A 24,810-nucleotide genomic window follows, 5' to 3' on the forward strand; every position below is an offset into this window, starting at 1 on the left:
GGGGTCGTCGAGGCGCTTCCCGGAACAGGCCCGTGGGAGACGTGGATGGAGTGGCTGGTCTCGCTGGTCGGCGTCGGGCTGGTCCTGGCTGTCCTGCGGGATCTGTTCCACACCCTCTGGCACCCCACCCGCCACGGAGGCATCAGCCGACTCGTCATGACGAGTATGTGGCGACTGGCCCGCCGCTCCCGGCTCCGTCCCCGCATGGTGGGCCTCGTCGGGCCGCTGGCCATGGTGACGGTGGTGGGACTCTGGGCCGTCATCATCATCCTGGGCTGGGCGATCATCTACTGGCCCCACATGCCGGGCGCGTTCACGCTCACGCCTGGTTCCAGGGCGGCACAGCAGCCCGCGCTGCTCGACTCGGTCTACCTGTCCCTGGTCACCGTCGCCACCCTCGGCCTGGGGGACATCACGCCCGGCGAGGGCTGGCTCCGCCTGGCCTCGCCGCTGGAGGCCCTCGTCGGCTTCGCCCTCCTGACGGCCACGGTCTCCTGGGTCCTGGAGATCTACCCCGCGCTGACCCGCAGACGGGTCCTGGCCATCCGGCTGGCGCTGCTGCACCGATCGGCTCCGACGACCGAGCACCTCGACAGCGTGGCCGGAGCGGCGCTGCTGGACGGCCTCGCCACCGAGGTCGTACGAGTCCGTATCGACTTCACCCAGTACGCCGAGGCCTACTACTTCCACGACGGCGAGGACCACTGCTCCCTGGCGGCCGTCCTCGGCTACGCCGTCGCCCTCGCCGGGCAGGGGCAGGCGGCCCGGCGCCCGGACGTGCGACTGACCGGGGACCTGCTCGCCGGCGCCCTTGACGACCTCGCCGCCATTCTCGACCAGCGCTTCCTGCACCTGGACGGCACCACGACGGAGGTCTTCGCCGCGTACGCTGCCGACCACGACCGCGAAGTCACACAGCCCTGAGCGCTGCGCGCATGGCGAAGACAGGGGTGCGGAGGGTACGTTTGTATCGCTACAAGAAAGCGTTTGCCACATAACTCCCCACCCACGTCCTCGACGCGACACAGGAGTACGTCCGTGCCCAACGCCACCGCGGTCATCAACCTCGACATCGAGGGCCCGAGGATCAGCCGTCATCTCTACGGTCACTTCGCCGAACATCTCGGCCGCTGCATCTACGGCGGCTTCTGGGTCGGGGAGGACTCGCCGATCCCGAACGAGGGCGGTATTCGCCTCGACGTCGTCCAGGCGTTGCGTGCCCTGGACATCCCCAACCTGCGCTGGCCGGGCGGCTGTTTCGCCGATGAGTACCACTGGCGTGACGGCATCGGCCCGCGCGAGCGGCGGCCCAGCATGGTCAACACGCACTGGGGCGACGTCGAGGAGAACAACCACTTCGGCACCCACGAGTTCATGGCGCTGTGCGAGCTGCTCGGCGCCGAGCCGTACATCAGCGGCAACGTCGGCTCCGGCACCGTGCGCGAGATGAGCGAGTGGGTCGAGTACCTCACCCGCGACGGCGACAGCCCCATGGTGCGGCTGCGCAAGGCCAATGGCCGCGAGGAACCCTGGCGGGTGAAGTTCTGGGGCATCGGCAACGAGACCTGGGGCTGCGGCGGCAACATGCGCGCCGAGTACTCCGCCGACCTGGCCCGCCAGTACGCCACCTACTGCCGCGACCACGGCGACAACAAGCTCTACCGCATCGCGTCGGGCGCCTCGGACGCCGACTACAAGTGGACCGAGACGCTGATGCAGCAGATCAGCTGCTTCGGCTGCGAGGCCACCCCGAAGAACTTCTTCCAGGGCCTGTCCGTGCACTACTACACGCTGGCGGGCCCGTGGGAGGCGAAGGGCAGCGCGACCGTGTTCGACACCGACGACTACTACCGCACTCTGGTCGCGGCCCGCCGCATCGACCGCATCCTGACCGGCCACTCCACCGTGATGGACGTCTACGACCCGGGCCGCACGGTCGGGCTGGTCCTGGACGAGTGGGGCACCTGGTGGGACGTCGAGCCGGGCACCAACCCGGGCTTCCTGTTCCAGCAGAACACCCTGCGTGACGCGCTGGTGGCCTCCACCCACTTCGACATCTTCCACCGGCACGCCGCCCGCCTGTACATGGCCAACATCGCGCAGACGGTCAACGTCCTGCAGGCCATGCTCCTCACCGACGGCGATGCGCTGGTGCTGACCCCGACCTATCACGTGTTCGAGATGAACAAGGGCCACCAGGACGCCACTTCACTCACCGTCCATCTGCGCGGCGACGCCCTGCGGCGCACGGTCGGCGACACGGAGCTGGAGACCCTGTCCGCCTCGGCCAGCGTCAAGGACGGGGCGGTTCTGATCTCGCTGTCCAACCTGGACGCGGAGGAATCCGCGGAGGTGACGCTCGACCTGCGCGGCCGTGCCGTCGGCGAGCCGAACGCCCGCATCCTGACGGCCGACCGGCCGCAGGACCACAACACGCCCGGCACGCCTCAGACGGTCGCCCCGCGTCCCTTCGACGGCCTCAAGGCCACCGACCAGGGACTCGCTCTCACCCTGCCGCCACACTCGTTCGTCACGGTCAGCGCCCCGCTCGCCTGACACGACTCGACCGCGATCTCCGACTCCGGCCGCGCCCTCACCGCTTGGGACCTGCTGGAGCGGGGCGGCGCGTGCGCGGCGTGCGCGTACGACTCCAGCCGTCTCCCGGGAGAGCGGCAGTCGGCCAGGGGTCGCGTCTGCGGCACCTGCCGGCGACCAGCCTCCCGGGGACGGTGTGCAGGATCCCGCCGCTCTCCCTTCACCGTCCTGCGCACCTGAAGGTGCGGCTTAGCATGCGACCGGGTTCCCAGACGGCAGACCAGGGGTGAGGGTGACGACGATCCAGGACGTGGCGAAGGCGGCCGGAGTCTCACCTATGACCGTCTCGAACGTCATCAACGACCATCCGAACGTCCGCCCCGCGACGCGCGAGAAGGTGCTCGAGGCCATGGCCCGGCTCGACTACCGGGTCAACGTCGCCGCCCGCAACCTGCGCAAGGGCCGTACCGGAACCATCGGCCTCGCCGTTCCGGAGGTGAACAGCGCCTACTACGGGCTGCTGGCCGCCACCATCATCGCCGCGGCCGAACGGCGCGGACTCAGGGTGAGCATCGAGCAGACCGCCTCCCGGGACAACGAGCTGGACGCCCTGTCCCTCTCCCGCAACCGGCTCTACGACGGGCTCATCCTGAGTGCCGCGGGCATGGGACAGGACGATGCCGAGCGCCTCAGGGTGGACCACCCGGTGGTCATCCTCGGCGACCGGATCTTCGGCGGCCCCGTGGACCACGTCGCCATGCCCAACTTCGACGCGTCCCGCGCAGCCACCCGGCATCTGATCGAGCGTGGCTGCCGGCGTATCGCGTTCGTGTGCGGGGCGGTCGAGGAAGTGGACACCTCCAGCCTGCGCATCGCCGGCTACCGGAAGGCCCTGGAGGACGCGGGCCTGTCCGCGGACCGCGCCCTGGTGCAGCAGGTGGACCGGCTCGGCATGCGCGAAGGCGCCGAACGGGCCCGGGAGATGGCGAGGCGCGGGCTCGACTTCGACGGCGTGTTCTGCGTGACCGACGCCCTCGCCATGGGCGTGCTGCGGGGCCTGGCCGACGTGGGGACGCGTGTACCCGACCAGGTGAAGGTGATCGGCTTCGACAACGTGTCGGAGAGCGAGTTCTTCATCCCCTCGCTCTCCAGTGTCGATCCGGACCACGACGGCATGGCCGAGCGGGCGGTCGACCTCCTGATCCGGCGCATCGAACACACCGAGCCCCCGGCCCCGCACCAGGACGTCGTCGGCGGGTTCTCCCTGATGATCCGGGAGTCGACGGGCGGCTGACCGCGCCACCGCCACCGCCCCGGCCCCGGCGTCGGTTGGGTGCACGGCACCGACCTCCGGCAAGCAGTACCCCCTCGAAGCGCTCGCTTCCGCGCAGCTGCGCCAGGGCGGCGGGTCCGTCGAAGGGGCGGCCGCCGAGGCACCCGGCCGGCGCCCCGACCTCCTCGCCTGGATCCATCACGGTGCACTCGACCTCGACTCGGACCGGGTCATCGACGCATGCGTGTACCCACGGCCGGGCGGCGGCTGGCGGATGTGGTGAAGGAGGAGACCCACACCCTCCAGGTGGCCGTGGCGCGGGTGGTCGACGGCCGGTTGCAGTGCGATCACGGCGAACCCGTGTTGCTCGACTCACCCCTGGGCCGCACCCCAATGGCTCCATGGTGGGGAAGTTTTTGCCTGTGGCCGATTCCCGGCGCGGGCGGCCCGGTGGGGGGCGGCTCCGCGGGTTTCGCCGATGCAAAGTGGGGCCGAAAAGGGTGGGTCGAAGGGGTGCTGATGTTACGGCCGTGTTGACCACGCCCCTGGTGCGGCGCACCCTCGCATATGCGTGGCAGTTACATCTTGTCTGCTGGTGCGCCGTCCTTGCGTCCGGGAAACCGCAGGTGCGACGGCGTCCAACGGCAGGCCTGGAGCAGGAGGCACCGCATGTGCGGCATCACCGGCTGGATCTCGTTCGACCGCGACCTGGGCACCGAGGCGGCCGTATTGGATGCAATGACCGAGACGATGGCCTGCCGAGGCCCCGACGACCGCGGCACCTGGGTGCAGGGACCCGCGGCCCTCGGGCACCGCAGGCTGGCGATCATCGATCTGCCCGGCGGTCGCCAGCCGATGACCGTCGACACCCCGCACGGGACCGTGGCACTCGTCTACTCCGGGGAGACATACAACTTCACCGAGCTGCGCCGTGAACTCACCGGCCGGGGCCACCGTTTCACCACCGACTCCGACACCGAGGTGGTCCTGCACGGCTACCTCGAATGGGGCGAGCAGGTCGCGGAACGGCTCAACGGCATGTACGCGTTCGCCGTGTGGGACGGCCGCCGGGACAAGCTGGTGATGATCCGCGACCGCATGGGCATCAAGCCCTTCTACTACTACCCGACACCCGACGGCGTCCTGTTCGGCTCCGAACCCAAGGCGATCCTCGCCAACCCCCTGGCCCCCGCCCGCGTCACCCCGGACGGCCTGCGTGAACTGTTCACGATGATCAAGACGCCGGGGCACGCCGTGTGGGACGGGATGGCGGAGGTCGAACCGGGCACCGTCGTCACCGTCGACCGCACGGGAGTGCAGCGCCGCGTCTACTGGCAGCTGGAGACCCGGCCCCACACCGACGACCGCGACACCACCATCGCCACCGTACGCTCCCTCCTCGACGACATCGTGCGCCGCCAGCTAGTCGCCGACGTGCCGCGCTGCACCCTGCTCTCCGGCGGCCTCGACTCCTCCGCCATGACCGCGCTCGCCGCCCGCCGGCTCGGCGAACACGGCGAGAAGGTACGCAGCTTCGCCGTCGACTTCGTCGGCCAGACCGACCATTTCGTCGCCGACGAACTCCGCGGCACGCCCGACACCCCGTTCGTCCACGACGTGGCCCGCACCGCCCACACCGAACACCAGGACATCGTGCTCGACGCGCAGGCGCTCGCCGACCCCGACATCCGCGCGAAGGTGATTCGGGCCCGCGACCTGCCCGCCGGGCTCGGTGACATGGACGCCTCGCTGTATCTGCTGTTCCGGGCCATCCGGGACCAGTCGACCGTCGCCCTGTCCGGCGAATCCGCCGACGAGGTCTTCGGCGGCTATCTGCAGTTCTTCGACGAGGAGGCCCGCCGCGGCGGCACCTTCCCCTGGCTGGTCAACTTCCGCCGCCACTTCGGCGAGGACGCCGAGGTCCTGCGCCCGGACCTGCTCGCCTCCCTCGACCTGGACGGATACGTCGACGCCGGCTACCGCACAGCCGTCAGCGGCATCCGTCGCCTCGACGGCGAGAGCGACTTCGAGTACCGGATGCGGCAGATCTGCCACCTGCACCTCACCCGATTCGTCCGCGTCCTGCTCGACCGCAAGGACCGCGCGAGCATGGCCGTCGGCCTCGAGGTGCGGGTCCCGTTCTGCGACCACCGCCTGGTGGAGTACGTCTACAACACGCCCTGGTCGCTGAAGTCCTTCGACGGCAGGGAGAAGAGCCTGCTGCGTGAGGCGACCGCCGATCTGCTCCCGAAGTCGGTGTACGACAGGGTCAAGAGCCCCTATCCCTCCACGCAGGACCCCAAGTACGCCACCGCACTCCAGGACCAGGCCAAGGACCTGCTGGCCCAGCCCGCCCATCCCGTCTTCGACCTCGTCGACCGCGACCGCCTGCACCGCGTCGCCCACCGCGACACCCCCGTGAACACACAGTCCGAACGGCGCGGTCTGGAACGCGCGCTGGACCTGGCGGTGTGGCTGGACATGTACCGGCCGGACATCGACCTCGACTGAGGCGGGCAGCGCCCGGGCAACCTCGTCAGGCTCGGTGCGCGGCGGCCAACGGATCGCAAGGGGACCTCCAGTCTCAGGACGTTCGGGGTGTCGCGCAACGGGCTGCCGGGCAGCAGCGGTTCGTGAGGGCCCGCCGCGCCGACCCTGTCTACGTCCTCGCCCACGCCGCGAAGCTCGGCAGCCGCCCCTTCCACGCCTGGACTGCCCCGCGCAGGGGCTGGAACGTCCTCACGGAACTGGAACCGCCGTCCGCTCGTGTAGATCCAGCGGTTGGGGTGCGGACCGCCGCCGCCCGTGGGATCACCCTTGTATCGACACGTGAACCAGTTGGTGTCGGACTTGAGGTAGCCGACGGTCTGCCCGGCCCACTCGACACGGATCCCCGGCTTGTTCCGGCACCACCAGTGGTTGTTGAGGTCCCGTAAGTAGGTGACATCGTGGCGGTGGCGGAGCCGGAACGGTTCAGCCGGCGTAGACCTTGCCCTGCTTGACGACGTAGTGCGCCGGCCCGGAGCAGCCGATGGACGGGGTGATCATCAGGCTGACGGCGAGGGGCGCGGGCTCCGTGCTCGCGGTCGAGAACTCGCAGACGGCGTGGCTGCCGGTCAGTGGGTACCAGAACCACCCGTCGACCTTGCCCACCGTGACCCGGTCGGACTCCTTCCACTTGCCGCTGTCCTGCGTGTAGACCTGCAGCCGCACCGAGGCGGCGTACTCGTCCTGAGTCGAGCGCAGCGCGGTGAGCGTGATCTTGTAGTCGCTGCCGAGCACGGACGAGGCGATCTGCTGGGTCCGGGGTGCCGCGGTCCGGGCGTCGGAGGCGGTGGCTCCGACGGTCCCGAGGACGCCCGCCAGCAGAAGGGTGACACCCGCGGTTGCGGCGCGACGGGTGCGGTGATTGCGGAGCAGTTTCATGATTCCCCCGGTGGGTCGAGTGGTGCGGTGTGCGCGGTCGCCGCGGTGCTTCGCGGCCACGCCCCGCCCAGGATGTTCGCCCGTGCGCCGGGCGGGCGGGAAGCATTTCGAAGGTGGTCGAATCATGGGCGGTTCGTCTGACCCGTCTGCTGCAATTGTCCTCCGTCCCCGTCCAGGAGCCGGTGGCCCATGAGCGTCACCGAGTGCCGTACGTACTGCCCCTCCCGTCTGCTTGCCACCAGCCCTCCGTCCCGGAGGACGGCGAGCTGGTAGCTGGCGCTGGCCAGGGCGATGCCGACGGCCGTCGCCACTTCGGAGGTGGTCCGGGGGCCGCCACGGGCCACCTCGGTGAGGACCGAGGCCCTGGTGCGGCCCAGTAGACGGTCGAGTCCGTTGTCGTTGAGGGTGATCGAGTCGAGCGGCCGTGCGGTGACCGGGTAGACCAGGACCGGCCCGAGGGTGGGATCGGCCAGGGCGGTGGGCCTGCGCCAGCAGAAGTAGGACGGGAGCAGAAGCAGCCCGCGGCCCTCCAGATGGAGGTCGCGGTGGGTGGGATAGTCCACTTCCAGGACGGGTGCCCGCCACCGGGCGAGCGGTCGCAGGCTCTCCAGCAGGGCCAGGACGCCGCCGTCGAGGAGGACACGAGAACGCAGGTCGACCTCGTCACGGATGGCTCTGCGGGCGTGGGCCCAGCGCGGTTCGAGCAGTGTCGTGGCGGAGATCTCCAGGGCCTTCGCCAGGGATCGCAGGCCGCGGTCTCCGGGGCGGCCGAGTGTCGTGGCCCACCCGGGCAGGGGCCGCGCGGCAGCGAGCCTGCCCAGCTCGTGCCGCAGCCGGCCGGGAGGAGTGGCCTGAATCTCCTGCAGTGCCGCGGGCAGACCGCCTTCAAGGACGGTCGGGGTGAGGAAGTCGGGGATGTAGCCGACGGGCGGGACGAGGGTCTGCAGCGTGTGCAGGGCACGGCCGGCCACCGGGTCCGTGGCGAGCCGTTCGCGGACGGAGCGACGCCATGACCCGAACTCGAGCGGCCCCTGGTGTGTGACCAACCGGCAGGTGGCGCAGACGAGTTCCCACAGGGGATCGGGCCGACGTGAGATTCGGATGTTCTGTAAGTCCTGGGTGGTGAAATGGATACGGAGCATGCGGCCTCATTCGCGGACAGTGGGGGGTTGGCCGAGGGCGAAGAGCGCTGAGCGTCATCATGGGGGACGACTGACAAGCTCGGTGCCTGGTTGCGGCGTTGAGACAGACCGCCCGGGGAGATCGGCTGGATGCCGCCGTAGGCTGCCCAGCGCCGAGCACGCCGCCTCGCACCGTGAAGTGCCCGTGAAAACCCTGTGGAAGCGGTGTCAGTGGGGCCGTTTATGCTGCACCGGACGATCACGCGGGGACCAGGGGAGGGTACGGCATGTTGGGGAGGCTGTTCGGCAGGGGTGCGGAGAGACCGGTGGCGGATCCGCACGCCCTTCCCGTTCCGCGCCGGCCGAAGAACGGGATGTACACGCTGCACGCGCTGGGGGACACGCGGGTGCTGGCCCTGCTGGAGGCCGCGAAGACGGCTGACTGGGAGGCGGTCAAGGCGGCGCTGGCCCCCTTCGACCTCGGCCGCGACCACCAAGTACTGGGCGAGCTGGCCGACTTGGACGGCGTGCAGGACTGGATCGGCCGGGCCGTCGAGCAGGACAAGGAGCACCGGGCGACGGCCCTGCTGATATCCGGAGCGCGCCACATCACCTGGGGCTGGGAGGCGCGCACCTCCGCCCGTGCCGTGAACGTGAGCCAGGAGCAGTGGCGGGTCTTCTACGAGCGGCTGCACATCGCCGAGGAACAGCTGCTGGAGGCCGCCGAGTTGCGGCCCGAATGGCTCACGCCATGGCGCCGCCTGCTCACCTCCGGCCGCGGCATGTCACTGGGCCGCGCCGTCAACGAGACCCGGCTCGACGCCGCCCTGCGCCGCGACCCGTCGGACCTGGAGACCCACATCGAGTGGGTCTCACAGCTCCAGCCCCGGTGGAGCGGCGAAGCGGGTGAGGCCCTGGCGTTCGCCCGTGAGGCGTTCGCCGGCGCGCCCGAGGGCCATCGCATCGGGTGTGTCATCGCGATGGCGCACATCGAGGACTGGGTCGAGTCCGACGACAAGAACTGCCTCGTCACTCCGGAGATCCAGGACGAGCTGCTGGAGGCGGCCGAGCACAGCATCCTGCATCCCGGCTACGAGCGACGCCCGGGCTGGCAGGAGGACTTCAACATCTTCGCCATGGCCCTGTCGCTGGCCTCCGAGCGCATCGCGCTGCCGCGCGTCTTCCGCGACCTGGACGGCGCCTACACCCCGTGGCCCTGGAAGTACATGGCGAAGCCGGAAGAGATGTACGCCCGCGCCCGGCGCAACGCCTGAACCCCACCCGCCCGCTGCCCGTCGCTCACCACACCCCGGACTGCCTGATGACTCTGCCCGACACCACCGTCGACCCGGCCGGCACCGACCGCACCTTCCAGGTGGATCTGCGCGGCCTTGTCGACCTCCTTTCCCACCACCTCTACTCCAGCCCACGCGTCTACCTGCGTGAACTCCTGCAGAACGCGGTGGACGCGCTGACCGCGCGACACGGCCTCGCACCGGGCGCCCCCACCGACGCCTTCGGCATCCGCCTGTACGCCGACGGCTCCGTGGTACGCGTCGAGGACGACGGCGTCGGTCTCACCGAGGCCGATGTGCACACCTTCCTGGCCACCATCGGCCGCAGCAGCAAGCGCGCCGATCGGATCGCCGAGCAACGCGCTGATTTCATCGGCCAGTTCGGCATCGGCCTGCTCTCCTGCTTCCTGGTCGCGGACGAGATCCATGTCCTGAGCCGCTCGGCCCGCACCCCCGACGCGCCCGCCGTGGAGTGGCGGGGGCGCGGCGACGGCAGCTACACCGTCCGCACCCTGCCCGCCGCGGCCCGTCCCCGGCCCGGCACCACCGTCACCCTGACGCCGCGCGCCGACGCGGGCGAGTGGACCGCCCCGGCCCAAGTACACGCGCTGGCCCGGCACTTCGGCTCGCTGCTGCGCCACCCGGTGACCTTCGACGACGGCACGGGCGGCCCGGGCGCACCCGTCAACCCCGAGCCCGCACCCTGGTCGCGTACCCACCCCACACCGGGAGCCCGCTCGCGTGCGCTGGCCGCGTACGGCGAGGAGGTCTTCGGGTTCAAGCCGCTGGACACCATCGAGCTGGACCTGCCGGCCGTGGGCCTCAAGGGCATCGCATGCATCCTGCCCGAGGCGGTGCCCGCCGGACGCCGCCACGGCCACCGCGTGCACGTCAAGGGCATGCTGCTGTCCGAGCAGGCCGAGGAGATCCTGCCCGAGTGGGCGTTCTTCGTCCGCTGTGTCGTCGATGCCGAGAGCCTGCGCCCGACGGCATCCCGCGAGTCCCTGTACGAGGACGACACCCTCGCCGCGGTCCGAGACGCCCTCGCCGAGCGGCTGCGCGCCTGGATCGCCCGCGCCGCCGCGAGCGACCCGGACCTGCTCGGCCGCTTCCTGCAGGTCCACCACCTGGCCGTGAAGTCGCTCGCAGTGCACGACGACGAGATCCTGCGGATGCTGCTGCTCTGGCTGCCGTTCGAGACCACCGACGGACACGCCACGCTGGACGAGTTCGCGCGCAGCCACCGCACCGTGCTCGTGACATCCAGCGTGGAGGAGTTCCGGCAGGTCGCGGCGATCGCCTCGGCCGCCGGGCTCGGCGTCGTCAACGGCGGCTACACCTACGACCGTGAACTGGTCCACCGGCTGCCTGAGATCAGGCCCGAGGTCAGCGTCGACGACCTCGACCCGGCGACCCTGACCGCCCATCTCGACCCCGTCGACCGGGAGACGGAACTGGCCGCCGCGGCCTACCTCGCCCAGGCCCGCGACGCCCTCGCCGTCTTCGACTGCGACGTGGCGCTGCGCACCTTCCAGCCCGCCTCCGCCCCCGCCCTCCTCCTCGACAGCCGCGAGGCCCGGCACGAGCGCACCCGCTCCCAGCTCGCCCGCGAGCAGCAGGGCGGCATCTGGGGCGACATCCTCGGCGCCCTGCGCCAGGAGGCCCCGCGCGCCCAGCTGATCCTCAACCAGCTCAATCCACTGGTGCGCACCGCTGTCGCCATCGACGAGCCCGAACTGGCCCGCACCAGTGCCGAAGCCCTCTACGGGCAGGCCGCGATGCTGTCGAGGCGCCCGCTCAGGCCCGCCGAGTCGAGCCTCATCAACCGCTCCTTCCTCGACCTTCTCGCCCACGCCCTCCGCAAGGACAGCTGACGATGCCGACCGCACCCCAGAACACCGACGAGCTGTACCAGGCGCTCCAGGAGAACGACCGGCGCCCCTACGGCCGCACCCGCACCGTCACCGCCGAGGAACTCGTCGACGCCGCCGAGCAGTTCGCGGAACCCCTCCCGCTGGTCCACGCACTGCTCGAACTCCAGGAGGCGTACACCTACGGCGCCGAACCCCGTAAGTCACCCGTCGTCTTCGCCCGGCTGCTCACCCTCTTCGACGAGCAGCCCGACGTCTTCGACGACCGCACGCGCCACCAGCTGTTCTGGCGGTTCAAGTGGGTGGCCCACGCCCTGCTTCAGCTGCCCGAGGTACCGCTGGCCAGCCTGCGCCAGTGGCTGACGGAGATGCGCGACCGGTACGAGAAGGCCGACCTCGGCCTGCAGCCCTACTACGGACAGGCCTACCAGCTCGCCGCCCACGTGGGCGAGGACACCGCGCTCGCCTACGAGCTGTGGGCGGGCCGCACCCGCACCAGGCTCAGCGACTGCGAGGCCTGCGAGATCTGCGAGCGCGCGCTGTACCACCTCGAAGCTGGTGACGACGAGCGGGCCCTGCGCACCTGGGAGCCCGTCCTGGCCGGGAAGGAATCCTGCCAGGAGGAGCCGGCCCGTTCCATCTCGTACGCACTGCTGCCCCTGCTGCGCACCGGACGCACCGACCAGGCCCGCGCACTGCACCTCGCCGGCTACCGCGGCTGCCGGCGCAACCCCTCCATGGCCCAGGAGGTCGCCAGGCACCTGGAGTTCTGTGCGCTCACCGGCAACGAGGCACGTGGTCTGGAACTGCTCGCAGAGAACCGCAGCCTGTTCGACGAGGTCGACTCGCCGCTGGACCAGCTCGGCTTCCTCACCGGCGTGGAGGTCCTCCTCCAGCGCGTCGAGCTCCTCGGCCACGGAGAACAGCCCGCCGCCGGCTACGCGGGCCGCACCTGGACGGTGGCCGGCCTGCGCGCCGAGGTGCGCGGCCGCGCCGACGACCTCGCCGCCCGCTTCGACGCCCGCAACGGCACCACGGCCCACACCGACCGCCGCCTGGCCCGCCTCGACCGTGCGCCGCTCCTGGACGCACTGGAACTGACCCTGCGTCCCCGCAGCCTCGACGACGTCGCCCCGGACGCCCCGGTCGCCGCGCCCGCCGCCCGTACGGCCGCCGCCGTTCCCGACTCGCTGCCCGAACTCATCGTCCGGGCAAGGACGTTGGACGAGCAGGGACACCCGGACGCACAGGCCTGCTGGGCGCGGCTGCGCACACTCGTCGCCGCCCGCGACTACACCCACCCCGAAGACCCGGCCGTGGGCCCGCTCGTACGGCTGCGCGCAGACCTGCTGGCCGACGAGGCGAACCGGGCGGGCAACAAGGACGAGTTCGCCGCGGCCGCCGAACTCCACGAGGAGGCCGCGACCCTGTACGACGCCGTAGGACAGCCGGGAGAGGCGGCGTTGGCCCGCGCCTGCGCTCTGCTGGCCACCGCGGAGATCCCCGCGGACAGCGCCACGGACGCCGACGGAGCCGAGGCGGACGCGGCTGGGGAGGCCGTCGACGAAGCCAAGGCGAAGGCCGCCGCGCTGACCGCCGCCCACGCGTCCATGGTCCGTCTGCACGAGGAGACGCCCGGCCTGGCCCCGTTCCAGGAGGCCCGCCTGCTGCGACTGCGGGCCACCGCGCTCGCCCTGCGCCTGCAGACGTCACGCAGCGACGAGCACATCGCACCGGTGCTCGCCGAGGTGGACCTGCTGCACGCCTTCGCCACCCGGCACGACATCGTGGGGCAGATCTCCGGCGCCCTGCAACTGCGGGCCAGCACGTACGCCATCTCCGGCGACCTGCCCGCCGCGGTCACCGAGGTCGACGCCCTCCTGGACCGGCTGAAGGCACACGGCCCCGCCTGGCACCTGCCCCGCACGCTCGGCCTGCGCGGCCGCCTCCAGCTCGGCCTGAGGGACGCCGAGGCAGCCCACGCGGACCTCAGCGAGGGGCTGCGACTGGCCGCCGACTGGCCGGCCGACGCCGTCGACACCACCCGCCTCCACGGTGATCTGGCCGAGGCCTGTATGCGCCTGGGCCGCCCCGACGAGGCCTTGCGGCACCTGACGCGCTCCGCGGAGCTGGACCTGCGCCACGGCAGCCGCACGGACGCGTACTGCGCCTACAGCAACGCGGCCCGGCTCAGCCTCGACCTGGGCCGCGTGGAGGACTGCATCGCCCTGCTCGACTCCCTGCTGGCCGAACCGGACATCGCCGCCGGAGAGGTGGACGACCGGCTCGTCGCCCAACTGCGCCTGACCCGGGCCCGCGCGCTGCACGACGGGGAGGACCTCAAGGCCGCCACGGCGGAGTTCGTCGCCCTCGCGGCCGAGTCGGCCGGCTGGGACGACGACCCGGGAAGCCATGCCATGATCGCCGCCGAGACGGCAGTGCTCCTGGGTGAAGCCGGTGAGTTCGGCCGGGCCCGCGAAGCCGCGGACCAGGCACTCGCCGCCCACTCCCGGGCCCCGCGTTACGAGCAGCTCAGCAACTGCCTGCGCGAACTCGCCCGCCTCCAGGCCCAGCAGCAGGGCCCTGACGGCCTGGCCGACGCCCGCGCCTTCCTCGTCGACGCCGGCCGGATCGCCGACGAGGCCCGCACCGCCGGACACGAGGCCCACGGCCGTTCCCTGGACACCGCCCTGGCCTACGAACACGGAAGGGTCAACGCTTACGCCGGCGAGTACGAGGACGCCCTGGCCGCCCTGGACAAGGCCCTGGCGCTGCTCGGCGAACCGGGAACGGACGACGACCGCGCCGGCGAGTGGGCCGAGTGCATCCGCCTAGCGGCTGCCGTCGAAGGCCTCTACCTGGAACGCCCCGCCCCCGCCCTCACCCGCCTCGACGCGGCGATCTCCCGCCTGACCGCACTGGGCCACACGGAGGAGACCGAGCCGCTGACGTCCCTGGCGGGCCGGCTGCGCGACGAGGAGGTCAGGCCCGGTTGAGCCGTGCGGCGATTCCGTGACCGATCAGCAATGGAGATTCCCTGCCGGGTGGAGAGGGCTGCGACGATGCCCGTCCCGCGGCCGTTTTCGTGGTGTTCGGCGAGGTGAGGGCCGGGGCGCGAGGCCCGTCGTCGACGTACCGGCCCCGCGTCGGTGACCTCGATACGGAGCCCGCCGCACGCGCTGTCCTCCGGCATGGACAGCCGCAGCACTGCCGGTGGGCGCGCATGGACGATCGCGTTGGTGGTCAACTCCGAGATCACCAGGAGGGCGTTGTCCGCCGTCGACGGGGGCACCAGCCATCGGGCGAGAACGGTGCGTGCCCGTCGGCGTACGACGGAAACGGCCTCGGGGATGTGCGGCACCCGGAGGTCCTCGATCCGCGAGGGCGGTTCTGTCTCGGCGTCAGGAGTGTGCGTGGCGGGGGTGCTCACCTCGGTCGCCTCCACTGGTCTCTGCTTGTCGTGTTGACGGGTGGCAGTAGGTTCGTGCCGCCGGTGGCGTTCGGGTCACTCGGCGGTGGCGAGGATCTGGACCAAGGTCGTGACGGCCTGTTCGGCGTCGGTGCCCTCGGCGCGGACGGTCACGGTGGTTCCGAGGGTGGCCCCCAGGCCCATGACGGCGAGCACGCCGGTCGGATCGACCGTCCGGTCGCCGTACTCCAGCCGTACGGCACTGGCGAAGGTGGCCGCGGCCCGGGCGAGTCGACCCGCGGGACGGGCATGGAGATTGGCGGGCAGGACCACGGCCGCCTCGTGCCTGGACGGGGTCGTCGCGGTCGTGGTGGTGGACTCAGAGCTTGTGGACATGGCGGGCCTCCTTGGCGGCGTCGGCGACGGTCTTCAGGTCGGCGCCGGATGCGGCGGTGACGACGGCTGCGACGGCTCCTTCGACGAAGGGCGCGTCGACGATCAGCACGTCGGGGCGGGGATCGTCTTCCAGGACGGTGCGGGCGGTCAGCACGGAGCTGCCGAGGTCGGGCAGGACGACGACACCCTGACCGCGGTCGACGCTGCGGATGGCGTCGAGGACGAGGTCATAGCTGGTGCCGATCCGGCCGTCGTCGGTGCCGCCGGCCGTGGCGAGGGGGACGGAGTCGGAGCCGATCTGCTCCACCAGCAGGCGAAGGCCCGCGGCGAGCTCGGCGCTGTGGGACACGAGTACGATGCCGACAGATGCGCTCATGAACAAGTACCGTAAATGTCGGAACGCTGTTCATCAATAGTGAACGAGGGAGAAGTTTTCGATGGTTCAGGCGGTGCAGCGGGCGGTGCAGATTCTGCGGGAGCTCGCGTCCACCGGTCCGCGGCTCGGAGTGACCGAGCTGGCCGACCGCCTGGGCGTGGCCAAGCCGACCGTGCACGCGCTGCTGCGCACGCTGGAGGCCGAGGGTCTTGTGGTGCAGGACCGGGACAGCTCGAAGTACCAGCTGGGCCCGCACCTGGTGCAGCTGGGCAACGCCTACCTGGACACCCAGGAGCTGCGGACCCGCTCGCTGACCTGGGCGGACCAGCTCGCCAACCGGACGAACGAGGCGGTCTGGGTGGCGGTGCTCACCGGCGACCACGTCCTGGTGGTGCACCATGCCTTCCGGCCCGAGGGTGCTGTGCAGATCCTCGAGGTGGGCGCCAGCATCCCGTGGAGCACATGCGCCCTGGGCAAGGCGATCGTGGCCTTCCTCCCGGCAGGCGAGCGGGAGCGGCTGCTCGCGGGTGAGCCGGCGGTGCTCACCGGTGCCAGCATCACGGCCCCGGAGGAGCTGGCCGGGCAGCTGAAGGAGGTTCTCAGGACGGGCTATGCGATCGAGGACCAGGAGTCCGCCATCGGGGACGCCGGTATCGCCTCTCCCGTCTTCGACCGCTCCGGCGAGGTGGTCGGCTCTCTCGGCATCGTCGGCCCCGTCGAGCGGATTCTGGCCGAATCGGCACGTCAGGAGCTTGCGGTCGCCGTACGGGAGACCGCCCGCAACCTCTCCCGCGACCTGGGCGCGCCTCGCGGGGCCGCCGCGCGCAGCACGTTGAGCTGACCTGCGCGGCGGCCGGTGGCTGCCGCCCTTTCCCGTTTGGCCCAGGCCCCTCGGCGCTCCGCCGTGCGGGCCTTCTTCGTATCGGCTTGGTCGTCAACGGAACGCGGGGACTGTCGAACCTCTTGACAGGCCGGAAACGTGGGCTTAATTTCCGGAACAACGTTCATCCATGGTGAACAAGCTGCAGTCGGAGGCTCAAAGCCATCCGGCTTCCCCTGAGCGGCCGCCAGGTCGACCCGACCCTGACCACCTGGCGGCCACCTCCCTTCACAGCCCGCTCCCCGCGGAGGAGGTGAGACGCCCAAGCCGCCGCTCGGCGCTGGGCGCCTTTCATGGAAGAAAACACCTACCCACAGAAGCTTCTGGCCGAGGTCCTGGGCACCGCGATGCTGGTGTTCATCGGCGTCGGCTCGGTTCCCGCAACCCTCATCGTCAACGGCACGGCCCCGTTCACCTTCGCCGACCTGGGCATGATCTCGCTGGCGTTCGCCACGGTCGTCATCGCGATGATCTACGCGATCGGCCACATCTCCGGCTGCCAGATCAACCCGGCCATCACCCTCGCGCTCGCCGCGACGGGGAAGATGCCCTGGCGGGACGTCCCCGGTTACATAGCCGCCCAGGTCGCGGGCGCCGTACTGGGCGCCCTCGCGATCATCGGGGTGCTCGGCCACAAGGCCGTGACCGTCGGTCTGGGCATCGCCTCCTACGGGCCTCAAGTCAGCGCCGGCCAGGCCTTCTTCGCCGAAGCCGTCGGCACGGCCATCCTCGCCTTCGTCGTCTTCGGCGCCATCGACCGCCGCTCGGCCGGCGGCTTCGCCGGACTCGCCATCGGCCTGGCCGTGTTCGCCATCATCATGGTGGTCGCACCCGCCACCAGCGCGTCCATCAACCCCGCCCGCACCATCGGCCCCATGCTGGTCGGCCAGGTGTTCAACGGCACCGTCCACTGGAACCAGCTGCCCGTCTACTTGATCGCCGAGGTCGTGGGAGCAGTCGCCGCCGGTTTCCTCTACGTCGCCCTGAACGCCCGCCGAGGCATCCCCACCATCCCCGAGTCGACCCCCGAGCCCGTCGCGGCCGCTGAAGGAGCCCTGTCATGAAGAAGCTGATCAACGCCCCAGAAGCGGTACTGGCCGACGCACTGTCCGGGATCGCCGCCGCGCACCCCGCACTGAAGGTCGACGCGGAGAACAAGGTGATCGCCCGCACCGAGGGCACCAAGCCGGGCAAGGTCGCCCTCGTCTCCGGCGGCGGATCCGGGCACGAACCCCTGCACGGCGGCTTCGTGGGACGGGGCATGCTGGACGCGGCCTGCGCCGGTGAGGTGTTCACCTCGCCGGTGCCCGGCCAGATGCTCACCGCGGCCCAGGCCGTCGACGGAGGCGCGGGCGTGGTGTTCGTCGTGAAGAACTACACGGGCGACGTCCTCAACTTCCAGATGGCCGCCGAACTCGCCGTCGAGGAAGGCATCACCGTGGAGACCGTGCTGGTGGACGACGACGTCGCCGTCCAGGACTCCACCTATACGGCCGGCCGCCGGGGCACCGGGGCCACCGTGTTCGTCGAGAAGATCGCCGGGGCACTCGCCGAGCAGGGCGCCGACCTCACCGCCGTCGCCGAGATGGCCAAGCGGGTCAACGCCTCCTCCCGGTCCTTCGCCGTGGCGCTGACCGCGTGCACCACGCCCGCCTCCGGCAAGCCCGGCTTCGATCTGCCCGAGGACGAGATGGAGGTCGGCGTCGGCATCCACGGTGAACCCGGACGGCGCCGCGAGAAGCTCCGCCCGGCCAAGGAGATCGTGGCCACCGCGCTGGACGCCATCCTCGGCGACCAGCCCCTCGACGCGGGTGACGAGACCATCGTCATGGTCAACGGTCTCGGCGGCACCCCGCTCATCGAGTTGTACGTGGTCTTCAACGAGGTTGCCGCCGCACTCGCGGACAAGGGCGTGGTCATCGCGCGCAACCTCGTCGGCAACTACGTGACCAGCCTGGACATGGCGGGTGTTTCCCTCACCGTGTGCAAGGCCGATGCCGACATGCTGTCCCTGTGGGACGCACCCGTGAACACCCCGGCGCTGCGCTGGGGCATCTGAACCGAGCCGGGGGCGGGGCGCGCCACTCGCGCGGGCCGGGCAGGTGCCTTCCCGCGGCCGGCCCGTCCGGACCGCACCCCGCGCGCAGTCGCCCCCGCCCCCGGCTCACCACACCACCCACCCACCCACCCCGTACCGACCATGAACGGAGACTCCGTGGACACCGACCTCGCCCGCACCTGGGTGCAGGCCATCGCAGCCGCCGTGGACCAGCACAAGGACCACCTCACCCAACTCGACTCGGCCATCGGCGACGCCGACCACGGCACCAACATGCACCGCGGCTTCTCCGCCGCCGTCACGGCCCTGGCCGACTACGAGCCGGACACCGTGGGGGCCGTACTGGTCAAGACCGGCACCACCCTCATCTCCACCGTCGGCGGCGCCTCCGGACCGCTCTACGGCGGCGCCTTCCGCGCCATCGGCAAGACCTTGGACACCCCCACCGCCGACCCGCAGCAGTTCGCCACCGCCCTGGCCGCCGGCCTCGCGAGCATCGAAAAGCTCGGAGCCGCCGCACCCGGCGACAAAACCATGATCGACGCCTACGCCCCCGCCCTGGCCGCCTTCCAGCAACAGACGGACCTGGGAGCCGACGTGGGCACGGCTGCCAGGGCTGCTGCCGACGCCGCCGAACAGGGCATGCGCGCCACCACTCCGATGCAGGCCCGCAAGGGCCGCGCCTCCTACCTCGGTGCCCGCAGCATCGGCCACCAGGACCCGGGGGCCACCTCCACCGCCCTGGTCTTCCGCGCCCTCGCCGAGACGCTGGGCTCCCGCGCCGAGTCGCTGGGGGCCCGGTGACCGACCGCCGCACCTTCACCGGACAGGTCGCCGCACCCGGCACAGCCCTCGGCGTCGTCCACCGCACCGACCGGCCCTTCACGAGAACGGCGTTGCCCCACCGTGCCGGCGGCAATCCCACGCAACAGATCACGGACGCCTTCGACGCCGTCGCCGCCCGCCTGCTCGACCTGTCCGCCTCGCTGCGCGCACAGGGCAAGGACGAACAGGCCGACATCATGGAGGTCAACAGCTACATCGCCCAGGACCAGGACCTGCGCGACCAGGCCGTCAAGAGGGCGAACGACGGCGAGCCGGGACCCGTCGCCGTCCGCCAGGCCATCGACGCCTACGCCGCAACCATCGCCGCCCTGGACGACCCCACCCTCGCCGAACGCGCCGCGGACGTCCGCCAGGTCGGCCGTCGCGTCCTCGCGCACCTCCACGGCGACACGGGCCCCGCCCCGGACCAGCCCCTGGTTCTGGTCGCCCAGGAGATCGGCGCCGCCGACCTGCTGGAACCCGGCCGGACGGTGACCGCCGCCATCTCCGTGACCGGCGGCCCGAACTCGCATGCCGCCATCGTCGCCCGCTCGCTGGGCATTCCCTTCCTCCTGGCCGTGGACCCGCGGCTGCTCGAACTGCCGGACGGGCAGGAGATCCTGCTCGACGCCGGCCAGGGCAGTGCCGTCGCCCACCCCGACGACGAGGAACGCACCAGGGCCCTACGGGCGATGGAGGCCGCCCGGACCCGCAGGCTCGCCCTCGCCGAAGAACGTGACCTGCCCGCCGAGACACTCGACGGTCACCCCATCGTGCTGCGGGCCAACGTGGCCACCCCGGCCGAGGCCCGCGCGGCCCTGGCCACGGGCGCCGAAGGTGTCGGCCTGCTCCGCACCGAGCTGCCCTTCCTCAACCATCGCGCCTGGCCCACCCGCGCTCAGCACGCGGCGACCCTCGTCCCCGTCCTGCGCGCTCTCGCCGGGCAGGTCGTCACGGCGCGCACGCTCGACTTCGCCGACGACAAGCTGCCGCCGTTCCTCGCCGCAAGCCGCGAGGACGGTCGGCTCGGGCGCGGTCTGCCCCTGATGCTCGCCCAACCGGACGCATTCGCCGACCAGTTCCGCAGCCTGCTCGGCGCCGGAGCCGACACCGATCTGCGCATCATGATCCCCATGGTCGCGAACGTCGACGAACTGCGCGCCTGCCGACGCCTCCTCGATGCCGCGGCCACCGAAGCAGGCGTCCCGGTGCCGCACCTGGGCATCATGGTGGAACTGCCCGAAGCGGTCGCCGCGGCCGACGCCCTCGCCCGCGAAGCGGCCTTCTTCTCCATCGGCAGCAACGACCTCACCTGCCAGATCCTGGGCCTGGACCGGCGCGACCCCGCCGCCACCCCCGCCATGGCGGCACACCCCGCCGTACTCGACGCCATCTCCCGCGTCGTCACCGCCGCCCACCGCCATGACCGCAAGGTCTCCGTCTGCGGCGACGCTGCCGCACACCCCCTGGTGACCCCCCTTCTCATCGGCCTCGGCTGCGACAGCCTCTCGGTCGGCCCCGCCGCACTCGACGAGGTCCGGTCCCGCATCCGCCGACTCCGACACGACACCTGCGCCTCCCTGGCCGCCGTCGCCCTCACCCTCGAGACCCCCGAAGAGGTCTGGCGACTCGTCGAGCAGTGCTGCGGGCGGTCCCTGCCCTGGGAAGAAGGCTGACGTACGACGTCCTAGGGTTCACGCGGGCGGGTGGGCGAAAAAGCGTGCGCACCGTGTACCCGTACGCCCGGCTCTTGGCCCAGCCGGGTCGCCTCCGCCGGCAGCGCGCTCCGGCCGATCCCGGCGGGACCCTGCACACGTGACCGGAGATGCAGGTGCGGGAGTACGAGGACGCTGCTGCGGGAACCGGTCGTGCGGGCGGGATCCAGCTCCCGCCGCAGTCGCGAGACGTATGCCCGCAGGGCGCCGACCGCGCTCGGCGGCGGCTCCTCGCCCCACATGGCGTCGACCAGCCGGTCGCAGGTGACCACACCGCCCCGTGCCGGCACAAGCAGCAACAGTGTCTGGGATGTGCCCACGCAGAGGGGCCCGCACGAGTGGCGGGGCCCACAGGGTCAGCAGGTGGAATTGGTCTGGGTGAGCAGGCCCAGCCGCCACGGAAGGCTGTTGTAGTCACCGCCGGCGTTGGGGTCCTTGCCCTGGTACAGGTACTGCAGCTTGCAGGCCGGGATCGTGAGCGTCTGGTCGTAGCCCGCGCGGATCATCTCGCCGTGACTGATGTCCCGACTCCAGGCACTGGCGGGGAACGTCACATTGCTCGCCCGGGCGAACGGATTGCTCTCGGACGCGGCCAGCGCTGACCACGAGCCGGCGAGGCTGCTCGCGGTCCAGGAGCGGAAGTAGCGCCGGCCGTCCGAGCCGATGGCCTCGACGAGGAGGAGGTACTGGTTGCTGCCCTGCACCTTGTACACGTTGCTCGCTTCGAACAGGGCGTACTTGTTGGAGTCCCGGGCCGCGATCACGGTGTTGGTGAAACCGTTCGGGAACTGGCCGACGGTCGTCTGCGAGCGGTAGAGGTGCCCGTTGTCGTCGGAGGAGAACAGATAGCAGTTGGCGCTGTCGCAGATCACCCACATGTCGACCCAGTTGCCGCCTCCGATGTTCTGCCGGATGACGTCCGGCATCGACGGGTAGAAGTTGCGCGGCGCGCTCCACCCGTTGGGATTGCTGATGTCGGAGTTGGTGGAGTACGAGGCGTTGCCGGTCTGGTAGACGAGGTACCACAGGCGTTGCGGCGCGTAGTAGAACACCTGGGGCGCGGCCCGGTATCCGGTGCCGATGGCGGTGCGGTCCAGGTAGTGGTGCGTGGCCGAGCCGGCCTGGGACCAGTCACTGAAGGTCAGGTACACCAGGCTGTACCCGGAGGAACTGGCCACGCTGGCGAACACGTGGTACTTGCCGTTGTAGTAGACGACCGTCGGATCCTTGATCCCGGCGACGTTGTGCGTGGCGTCCGGTTTGGGTGCGATCAGCGGGCCGCTGGAGCTCCACGAGTAACGGCCGGGCAGGGCGGCGGCGCCGGCAGCGCTGCGGGTGGCGGCGGGCGTGCCGCCCAGCGCCGACAGCGTCGCGTTGTACGCCGGCTTCTTGTTGCCGTTGCGGTCGAACAGCAGGGGGTTGTCCCCGCTGCGCCAGGAGTCGCTGTCGCGGATGCCCCACACCGTGATGCCCTTGCAGCGCGGCACGTTCAAGCAAGCCCGCACGGTGTTCGCGTACGCCGTCGACGAGGCCTGCGCGATGTCCAGCTCGGTGATCTGGACGTCCACACCGAGGGCTGCGAAGTTCGACAGCGTCGTCTGGAAACTGGCCGGAGGGCCGCCGGTGCCGAAGTGCGACTGGAACCCGACGCAGTCGATGGGCACCCCGCGCGCCTTGAAGTCGCGGACCATGCGGTAGACGCCCTGGGTCTTGGCGTCCGACCAGTTCTCGATGTTGTAGTCGTTGTAGCAGAGCTTGGCCGCCGGGTCGGCCGACCGTGCGGTGCGGAAGGCCTGCTCGATGAAGCCGTCGCCCAGCACGTTCTGGAGCACCGAGGAGCGGTGCTGGCCGCTGCCGCCGTCGGCGAAGGCCTCGTTGACCACGTCCCAGGCGTAGATCTTGCCCTTGTAGTGGTTCATGACGGTGGTGATGTGGTTGTTCATCACGCTGCGCAGGGTGTTCGCGTCCCTGATGGAGCCGACCCAGCCGGGCAGTTGGTTGTGCCAGACCAGGGTGTGGCCGCGCATCCGCTGACCGTGTGCCGTGGCGTGGTTGACGATCTGGTCGCCGGGGCCGAAGTTGAAGTTGCCGCGGGACGGCTCGGTCGTGTCCCACTTCATCTCGTTCTCGGGCGTGATCGCGTTGAACTCGCGGTCCAGGATCCTGCCGTACGTGCTGTCGCCGAGCCGCCCGGCGGCCACGGCGGTTCCGAAGTACCGTCCGGACTGGGCCGCCTGGGCGCCCAGTGTCGTTGCCTGGATCGTGGGGCCGGGCGCGCCGGACGCCGTCCCGGGTGTCACGAGGGCGGCCACGGCGAGCAGGCCTAAGACCGGGACTCGACGACGGCCGAGCCGCTTCAGTGGGTTCACGCTTCTCCTCCAATTGAAGTGTTCATGACATCCAGAGAATCCATCTGTGTGCGGAATTTCGAACATCGGTCGACTTGCTGAGCATCTCGGATGATAGGGACGCGCCAAGGCGCGTCAATCCCTCTCGCATGATTCGTTGTCCATCTCGAAACATTCGAAGACTTCACCCCGGTAGACAGCCGGGATGTGAAAGCCGCTTCGGCGGAAGGATTGACGTGCTCGATCGCCGGCCTGGTGTCCGGGGCGCCTTGGGTTTCGTAATGCCCAACGAAAGTTGGGGCGACCGCGCGGTCAGTGCCGGGCGAACTGGACCTGGGTCGGTTGCACGACGTCCGGCCGCAGGGCGATCCCGCTGACGGTCAGCTGTTCCCCGTAGAGGTCCGTGACTCTGATCGAGCCGCCGCATCCGGCGCCGTCGGCGGAAATGAAGTAGTTGTAGTCGGTGCGCGGCAACTGCCGCCAGCCGCCCGAGGTGCGGACCTCCAGCCGCGCCACCGGGTTCCGGTGGCCGATCACCTGGATGCCGCACCAGTACGGGCTGGACCCGGTCTTGTACCTGATCGACATCGTGCCGACTGCGCTGGGGCTGACCAGCTGCCAGGTGATCGGCAGCCGGCCGACCTTGAGGTCGGCGAGCTTGGCGAAGGCCTGCTGGCTGAGGTCGAGTTGCCCGGGTGCGCAGGGCAGGGGGCATTCGTTGGTGATCCGTACGGTGACCGAGGCACCGTTGGCCGCGTGGACGAGCACGTACGCACCGCACGCCCCGGACGTCTCGTAGTCGGTGGTGTTCATCGCGGCGATCATGAGGTCGTCGCTGGGCCCGAACAGACAGGCGCCGTTTCCGTCACCGGCCGCGTATGCGGTGGCGACCCCTGTGTAGGTGGTGTTGGGCCGGATCCGGCCCGCCGGTGCTGCCGTGGTGGACGCCGTCCGCCCGGAGCGCGGCGTGTCCTTGGCCGAGGGACGAGCTGACGGCGTGGTCGCGGCCTTCGGCGTCGACGTGCCGGTCGTGGTCGGGGACGCCGACGTGGCCCCGGCGCGCGCCTCCGCCGAGCCGGCGGCTCTCACCTGGGTGGTGGCGGAGGCGGTGCCCGCGGCAGCCCCTGTCTTCGCCCCGCCGCCGGGGAACACCCCCATGACCATGTAGGCGAGAACGCCCGCGGCGGCCAGTGCCCATGTGGTGCCCAGCAGGAGTCGGCGTCTGCGCCTGCGCTCCCGCGCGGCCTGCCTCGCTGTCTTCATACCTGTCCGTTCGGAAGA

At 70.8% G+C, this 24,810-nt stretch carries 19 protein-coding genes and 1 pseudogene; 12 read left to right on the top strand and 8 right to left on the bottom strand.

Annotated elements, in window-relative coordinates:
- Window positions 1-45 precede the first annotated feature (45 nt).
- From ACWCRD_RS42915 to asnB, 4 genes are all read left to right on the top strand, one after another.
- On the top strand, window positions 46-924 hold the full coding sequence (locus tag ACWCRD_RS42915) for a potassium channel family protein (RefSeq protein ID WP_450971103.1): 879 nt from the start codon (window positions 46-48) through the stop codon (window positions 922-924).
- Between the two features lie 114 nt (window positions 925-1,038).
- Window positions 1,039-2,556 carry an alpha-N-arabinofuranosidase gene (locus ACWCRD_RS42920; protein ID WP_450971104.1) on the top strand — a complete coding sequence of 506 codons (1,518 nt, stop codon included), beginning with the start codon at window positions 1,039-1,041 and terminating at the stop codon, window positions 2,554-2,556.
- 271 nt (window positions 2,557-2,827) lie between these two features.
- Complete coding sequence (locus tag ACWCRD_RS42925; protein WP_450971105.1) at window positions 2,828-3,829, top strand: LacI family DNA-binding transcriptional regulator; 1,002 nt, start codon at window positions 2,828-2,830, stop codon at window positions 3,827-3,829.
- A gap of 648 nt (window positions 3,830-4,477) precedes the next feature.
- Window positions 4,478-6,319, top strand: a complete 1,842-nt coding sequence (gene asnB / locus ACWCRD_RS42930; protein WP_450971106.1) for an asparagine synthase (glutamine-hydrolyzing) — start codon at window positions 4,478-4,480, stop codon at window positions 6,317-6,319.
- Between the two features lie 462 nt (window positions 6,320-6,781).
- On the opposite strand, the gene ACWCRD_RS42935 is transcribed toward asnB, so the two are convergent.
- Together ACWCRD_RS42935 and ACWCRD_RS42940 are read right to left on the bottom strand one after the other, a co-directional pair.
- A complete protein-coding gene (locus ACWCRD_RS42935) occupies window positions 6,782-7,234 on the bottom strand; it encodes a hypothetical protein (protein WP_450971107.1) in 453 nt (150 codons plus the stop codon).
- Between the two features lie 122 nt (window positions 7,235-7,356).
- Window positions 7,357-8,376, bottom strand: a complete 1,020-nt coding sequence (locus tag ACWCRD_RS42940) for a helix-turn-helix domain-containing protein (protein ID WP_450971108.1) — start codon at window positions 8,374-8,376, stop codon at window positions 7,357-7,359.
- A 266-nt stretch (window positions 8,377-8,642) separates the two neighbouring features.
- Here ACWCRD_RS42940 and ACWCRD_RS42945 point away from each other — a divergent pair, with 266 nt between their 5' ends.
- The 3 genes from ACWCRD_RS42945 to ACWCRD_RS42955 are packed head-to-tail and all read left to right on the top strand — an operon-like array spanning window position 8,643 to window position 14,517.
- On the top strand, window positions 8,643-9,629 hold the full coding sequence (locus ACWCRD_RS42945) for a hypothetical protein (protein ID WP_450971109.1): 987 nt from the start codon (window positions 8,643-8,645) through the stop codon (window positions 9,627-9,629).
- Between the two features lie 47 nt (window positions 9,630-9,676).
- Entirely contained in the window at window positions 9,677-11,524 is a 1,848-nt protein-coding gene (locus ACWCRD_RS42950) for an HSP90 family protein (protein ID WP_450971110.1), read from the top strand.
- A 2-nt stretch (window positions 11,525-11,526) separates the two neighbouring features.
- On the top strand, window positions 11,527-14,517 hold the full coding sequence (locus ACWCRD_RS42955; protein WP_450971111.1) for a hypothetical protein: 2,991 nt from the start codon (window positions 11,527-11,529) through the stop codon (window positions 14,515-14,517).
- Between the two features lie 56 nt (window positions 14,518-14,573).
- Here the strand turns inward: ACWCRD_RS42955 and ACWCRD_RS42960 are convergent.
- The 3 genes and pseudogenes from ACWCRD_RS42960 to dhaM all read right to left on the bottom strand — a co-directional run.
- A pseudogene (locus tag ACWCRD_RS42960) lies at window positions 14,574-14,966 on the bottom strand (ATP-binding protein); the annotation flags it as partial.
- 60 nt (window positions 14,967-15,026) lie between these two features.
- Window positions 15,027-15,326 (bottom strand): HPr family phosphocarrier protein, encoded by a 300-nt coding sequence (locus ACWCRD_RS42965; RefSeq protein ID WP_450971112.1) that lies wholly within the window; start codon window positions 15,324-15,326, stop codon window positions 15,027-15,029.
- The gene (gene dhaM, locus ACWCRD_RS42970) at window positions 15,310-15,702 is read right to left on the bottom strand and encodes a dihydroxyacetone kinase phosphoryl donor subunit DhaM (RefSeq protein ID WP_450971113.1); all 393 of its coding nucleotides are present in this window, start codon (window positions 15,700-15,702) and stop codon (window positions 15,310-15,312) included. Before dhaM ends, ACWCRD_RS42965 begins: the two co-directional genes overlap by 17 nt.
- Before the next feature lie 61 nt (window positions 15,703-15,763).
- On the opposite strand from dhaM, the gene ACWCRD_RS42975 reads away from it, so the two are divergent.
- The 5 genes from ACWCRD_RS42975 to ACWCRD_RS42995 all read left to right on the top strand — a co-directional run bounded on the left by ACWCRD_RS42975 (window position 15,764) and on the right by ACWCRD_RS42995 (window position 21,142).
- Window positions 15,764-16,543, top strand: coding sequence for an IclR family transcriptional regulator (locus tag ACWCRD_RS42975; RefSeq protein WP_450971114.1), 780 nt, complete (start codon window positions 15,764-15,766; stop codon window positions 16,541-16,543).
- A gap of 332 nt (window positions 16,544-16,875) precedes the next feature.
- On the top strand, window positions 16,876-17,646 hold the full coding sequence (locus ACWCRD_RS42980; protein ID WP_450971115.1) for an MIP/aquaporin family protein: 771 nt from the start codon (window positions 16,876-16,878) through the stop codon (window positions 17,644-17,646).
- On the top strand, window positions 17,643-18,641 hold the full coding sequence (gene dhaK / locus ACWCRD_RS42985) for a dihydroxyacetone kinase subunit DhaK (RefSeq protein ID WP_450971116.1): 999 nt from the start codon (window positions 17,643-17,645) through the stop codon (window positions 18,639-18,641). The genes ACWCRD_RS42980 and dhaK overlap by 4 nt, the downstream gene beginning before the upstream one ends.
- A gap of 141 nt (window positions 18,642-18,782) precedes the next feature.
- On the top strand, window positions 18,783-19,445 hold the full coding sequence (gene dhaL, locus ACWCRD_RS42990) for a dihydroxyacetone kinase subunit DhaL (RefSeq protein ID WP_450971117.1): 663 nt from the start codon (window positions 18,783-18,785) through the stop codon (window positions 19,443-19,445).
- The gene (locus ACWCRD_RS42995) at window positions 19,442-21,142 is read left to right on the top strand and encodes a phosphoenolpyruvate--protein phosphotransferase (RefSeq protein ID WP_450971118.1); all 1,701 of its coding nucleotides are present in this window, start codon (window positions 19,442-19,444) and stop codon (window positions 21,140-21,142) included. Before dhaL ends, ACWCRD_RS42995 begins: the two co-directional genes overlap by 4 nt.
- Window positions 21,143-21,153: 11 nt before the next feature.
- Here the strand turns inward: ACWCRD_RS42995 and ACWCRD_RS43000 are convergent, their stop codons facing one another.
- The 3 genes from ACWCRD_RS43000 to ACWCRD_RS43010 all read right to left on the bottom strand — a co-directional run bounded on the left by ACWCRD_RS43000 (window position 21,154) and on the right by ACWCRD_RS43010 (window position 24,792).
- Complete coding sequence (locus ACWCRD_RS43000; protein ID WP_450971119.1) at window positions 21,154-21,501, bottom strand: AfsR/SARP family transcriptional regulator; 348 nt, start codon at window positions 21,499-21,501, stop codon at window positions 21,154-21,156.
- 36 nt (window positions 21,502-21,537) lie between these two features.
- Window positions 21,538-23,550 carry a non-reducing end alpha-L-arabinofuranosidase family hydrolase gene (locus ACWCRD_RS43005; protein ID WP_450971120.1) on the bottom strand — a complete coding sequence of 671 codons (2,013 nt, stop codon included), beginning with the start codon at window positions 23,548-23,550 and terminating at the stop codon, window positions 21,538-21,540.
- A gap of 291 nt (window positions 23,551-23,841) precedes the next feature.
- On the bottom strand, window positions 23,842-24,792 hold the full coding sequence (locus tag ACWCRD_RS43010; protein ID WP_450971121.1) for an expansin EXLX1 family cellulose-binding protein: 951 nt from the start codon (window positions 24,790-24,792) through the stop codon (window positions 23,842-23,844).
- Between the last annotated feature and the right edge of the window lie 18 nt (window positions 24,793-24,810).

The sequence above is a fragment of the Streptomyces sp. NPDC002092 genome, assembly GCF_053593775.1.

What these genes read in the sequence shown, in the direction of transcription:
- ACWCRD_RS42915 (WP_450971103.1), top strand. Translation starts at nt 46, where the DNA reads ATGGAGTGGCTGGTCTCGCTGGTCGGCGTCGGGCTGGTCCTGGCTGTC.
- asnB (WP_450971106.1), top strand. Translation starts at nt 4,478, where the DNA reads ATGTGCGGCATCACCGGCTGGATCTCGTTCGACCGCGACCTGGGCACC.
- ACWCRD_RS42935 (WP_450971107.1), bottom strand. Translation starts at nt 7,234, where the DNA reads ATGAAACTGCTCCGCAATCACCGCACCCGTCGCGCCGCAACCGCGGGT.
- ACWCRD_RS42940 (WP_450971108.1), bottom strand. Translation starts at nt 8,376, where the DNA reads ATGCTCCGTATCCATTTCACCACCCAGGACTTACAGAACATCCGAATC.
- ACWCRD_RS42945 (WP_450971109.1), top strand. Translation starts at nt 8,643, where the DNA reads ATGTTGGGGAGGCTGTTCGGCAGGGGTGCGGAGAGACCGGTGGCGGAT.
- ACWCRD_RS42950 (WP_450971110.1), top strand. Translation starts at nt 9,677, where the DNA reads ATGACTCTGCCCGACACCACCGTCGACCCGGCCGGCACCGACCGCACC.
- ACWCRD_RS42955 (WP_450971111.1), top strand. Translation starts at nt 11,527, where the DNA reads ATGCCGACCGCACCCCAGAACACCGACGAGCTGTACCAGGCGCTCCAG.
- ACWCRD_RS42965 (WP_450971112.1), bottom strand. Translation starts at nt 15,326, where the DNA reads ATGTCCACAAGCTCTGAGTCCACCACCACGACCGCGACGACCCCGTCC.
- dhaM (WP_450971113.1), bottom strand. Translation starts at nt 15,702, where the DNA reads ATGAGCGCATCTGTCGGCATCGTACTCGTGTCCCACAGCGCCGAGCTC.
- ACWCRD_RS42975 (WP_450971114.1), top strand. Translation starts at nt 15,764, where the DNA reads ATGGTTCAGGCGGTGCAGCGGGCGGTGCAGATTCTGCGGGAGCTCGCG.
- ACWCRD_RS42980 (WP_450971115.1), top strand. Translation starts at nt 16,876, where the DNA reads ATGGAAGAAAACACCTACCCACAGAAGCTTCTGGCCGAGGTCCTGGGC.
- dhaK (WP_450971116.1), top strand. Translation starts at nt 17,643, where the DNA reads ATGAAGAAGCTGATCAACGCCCCAGAAGCGGTACTGGCCGACGCACTG.
- dhaL (WP_450971117.1), top strand. Translation starts at nt 18,783, where the DNA reads ATGAACGGAGACTCCGTGGACACCGACCTCGCCCGCACCTGGGTGCAG.
- ACWCRD_RS43010 (WP_450971121.1), bottom strand. Translation starts at nt 24,792, where the DNA reads ATGAAGACAGCGAGGCAGGCCGCGCGGGAGCGCAGGCGCAGACGCCGA.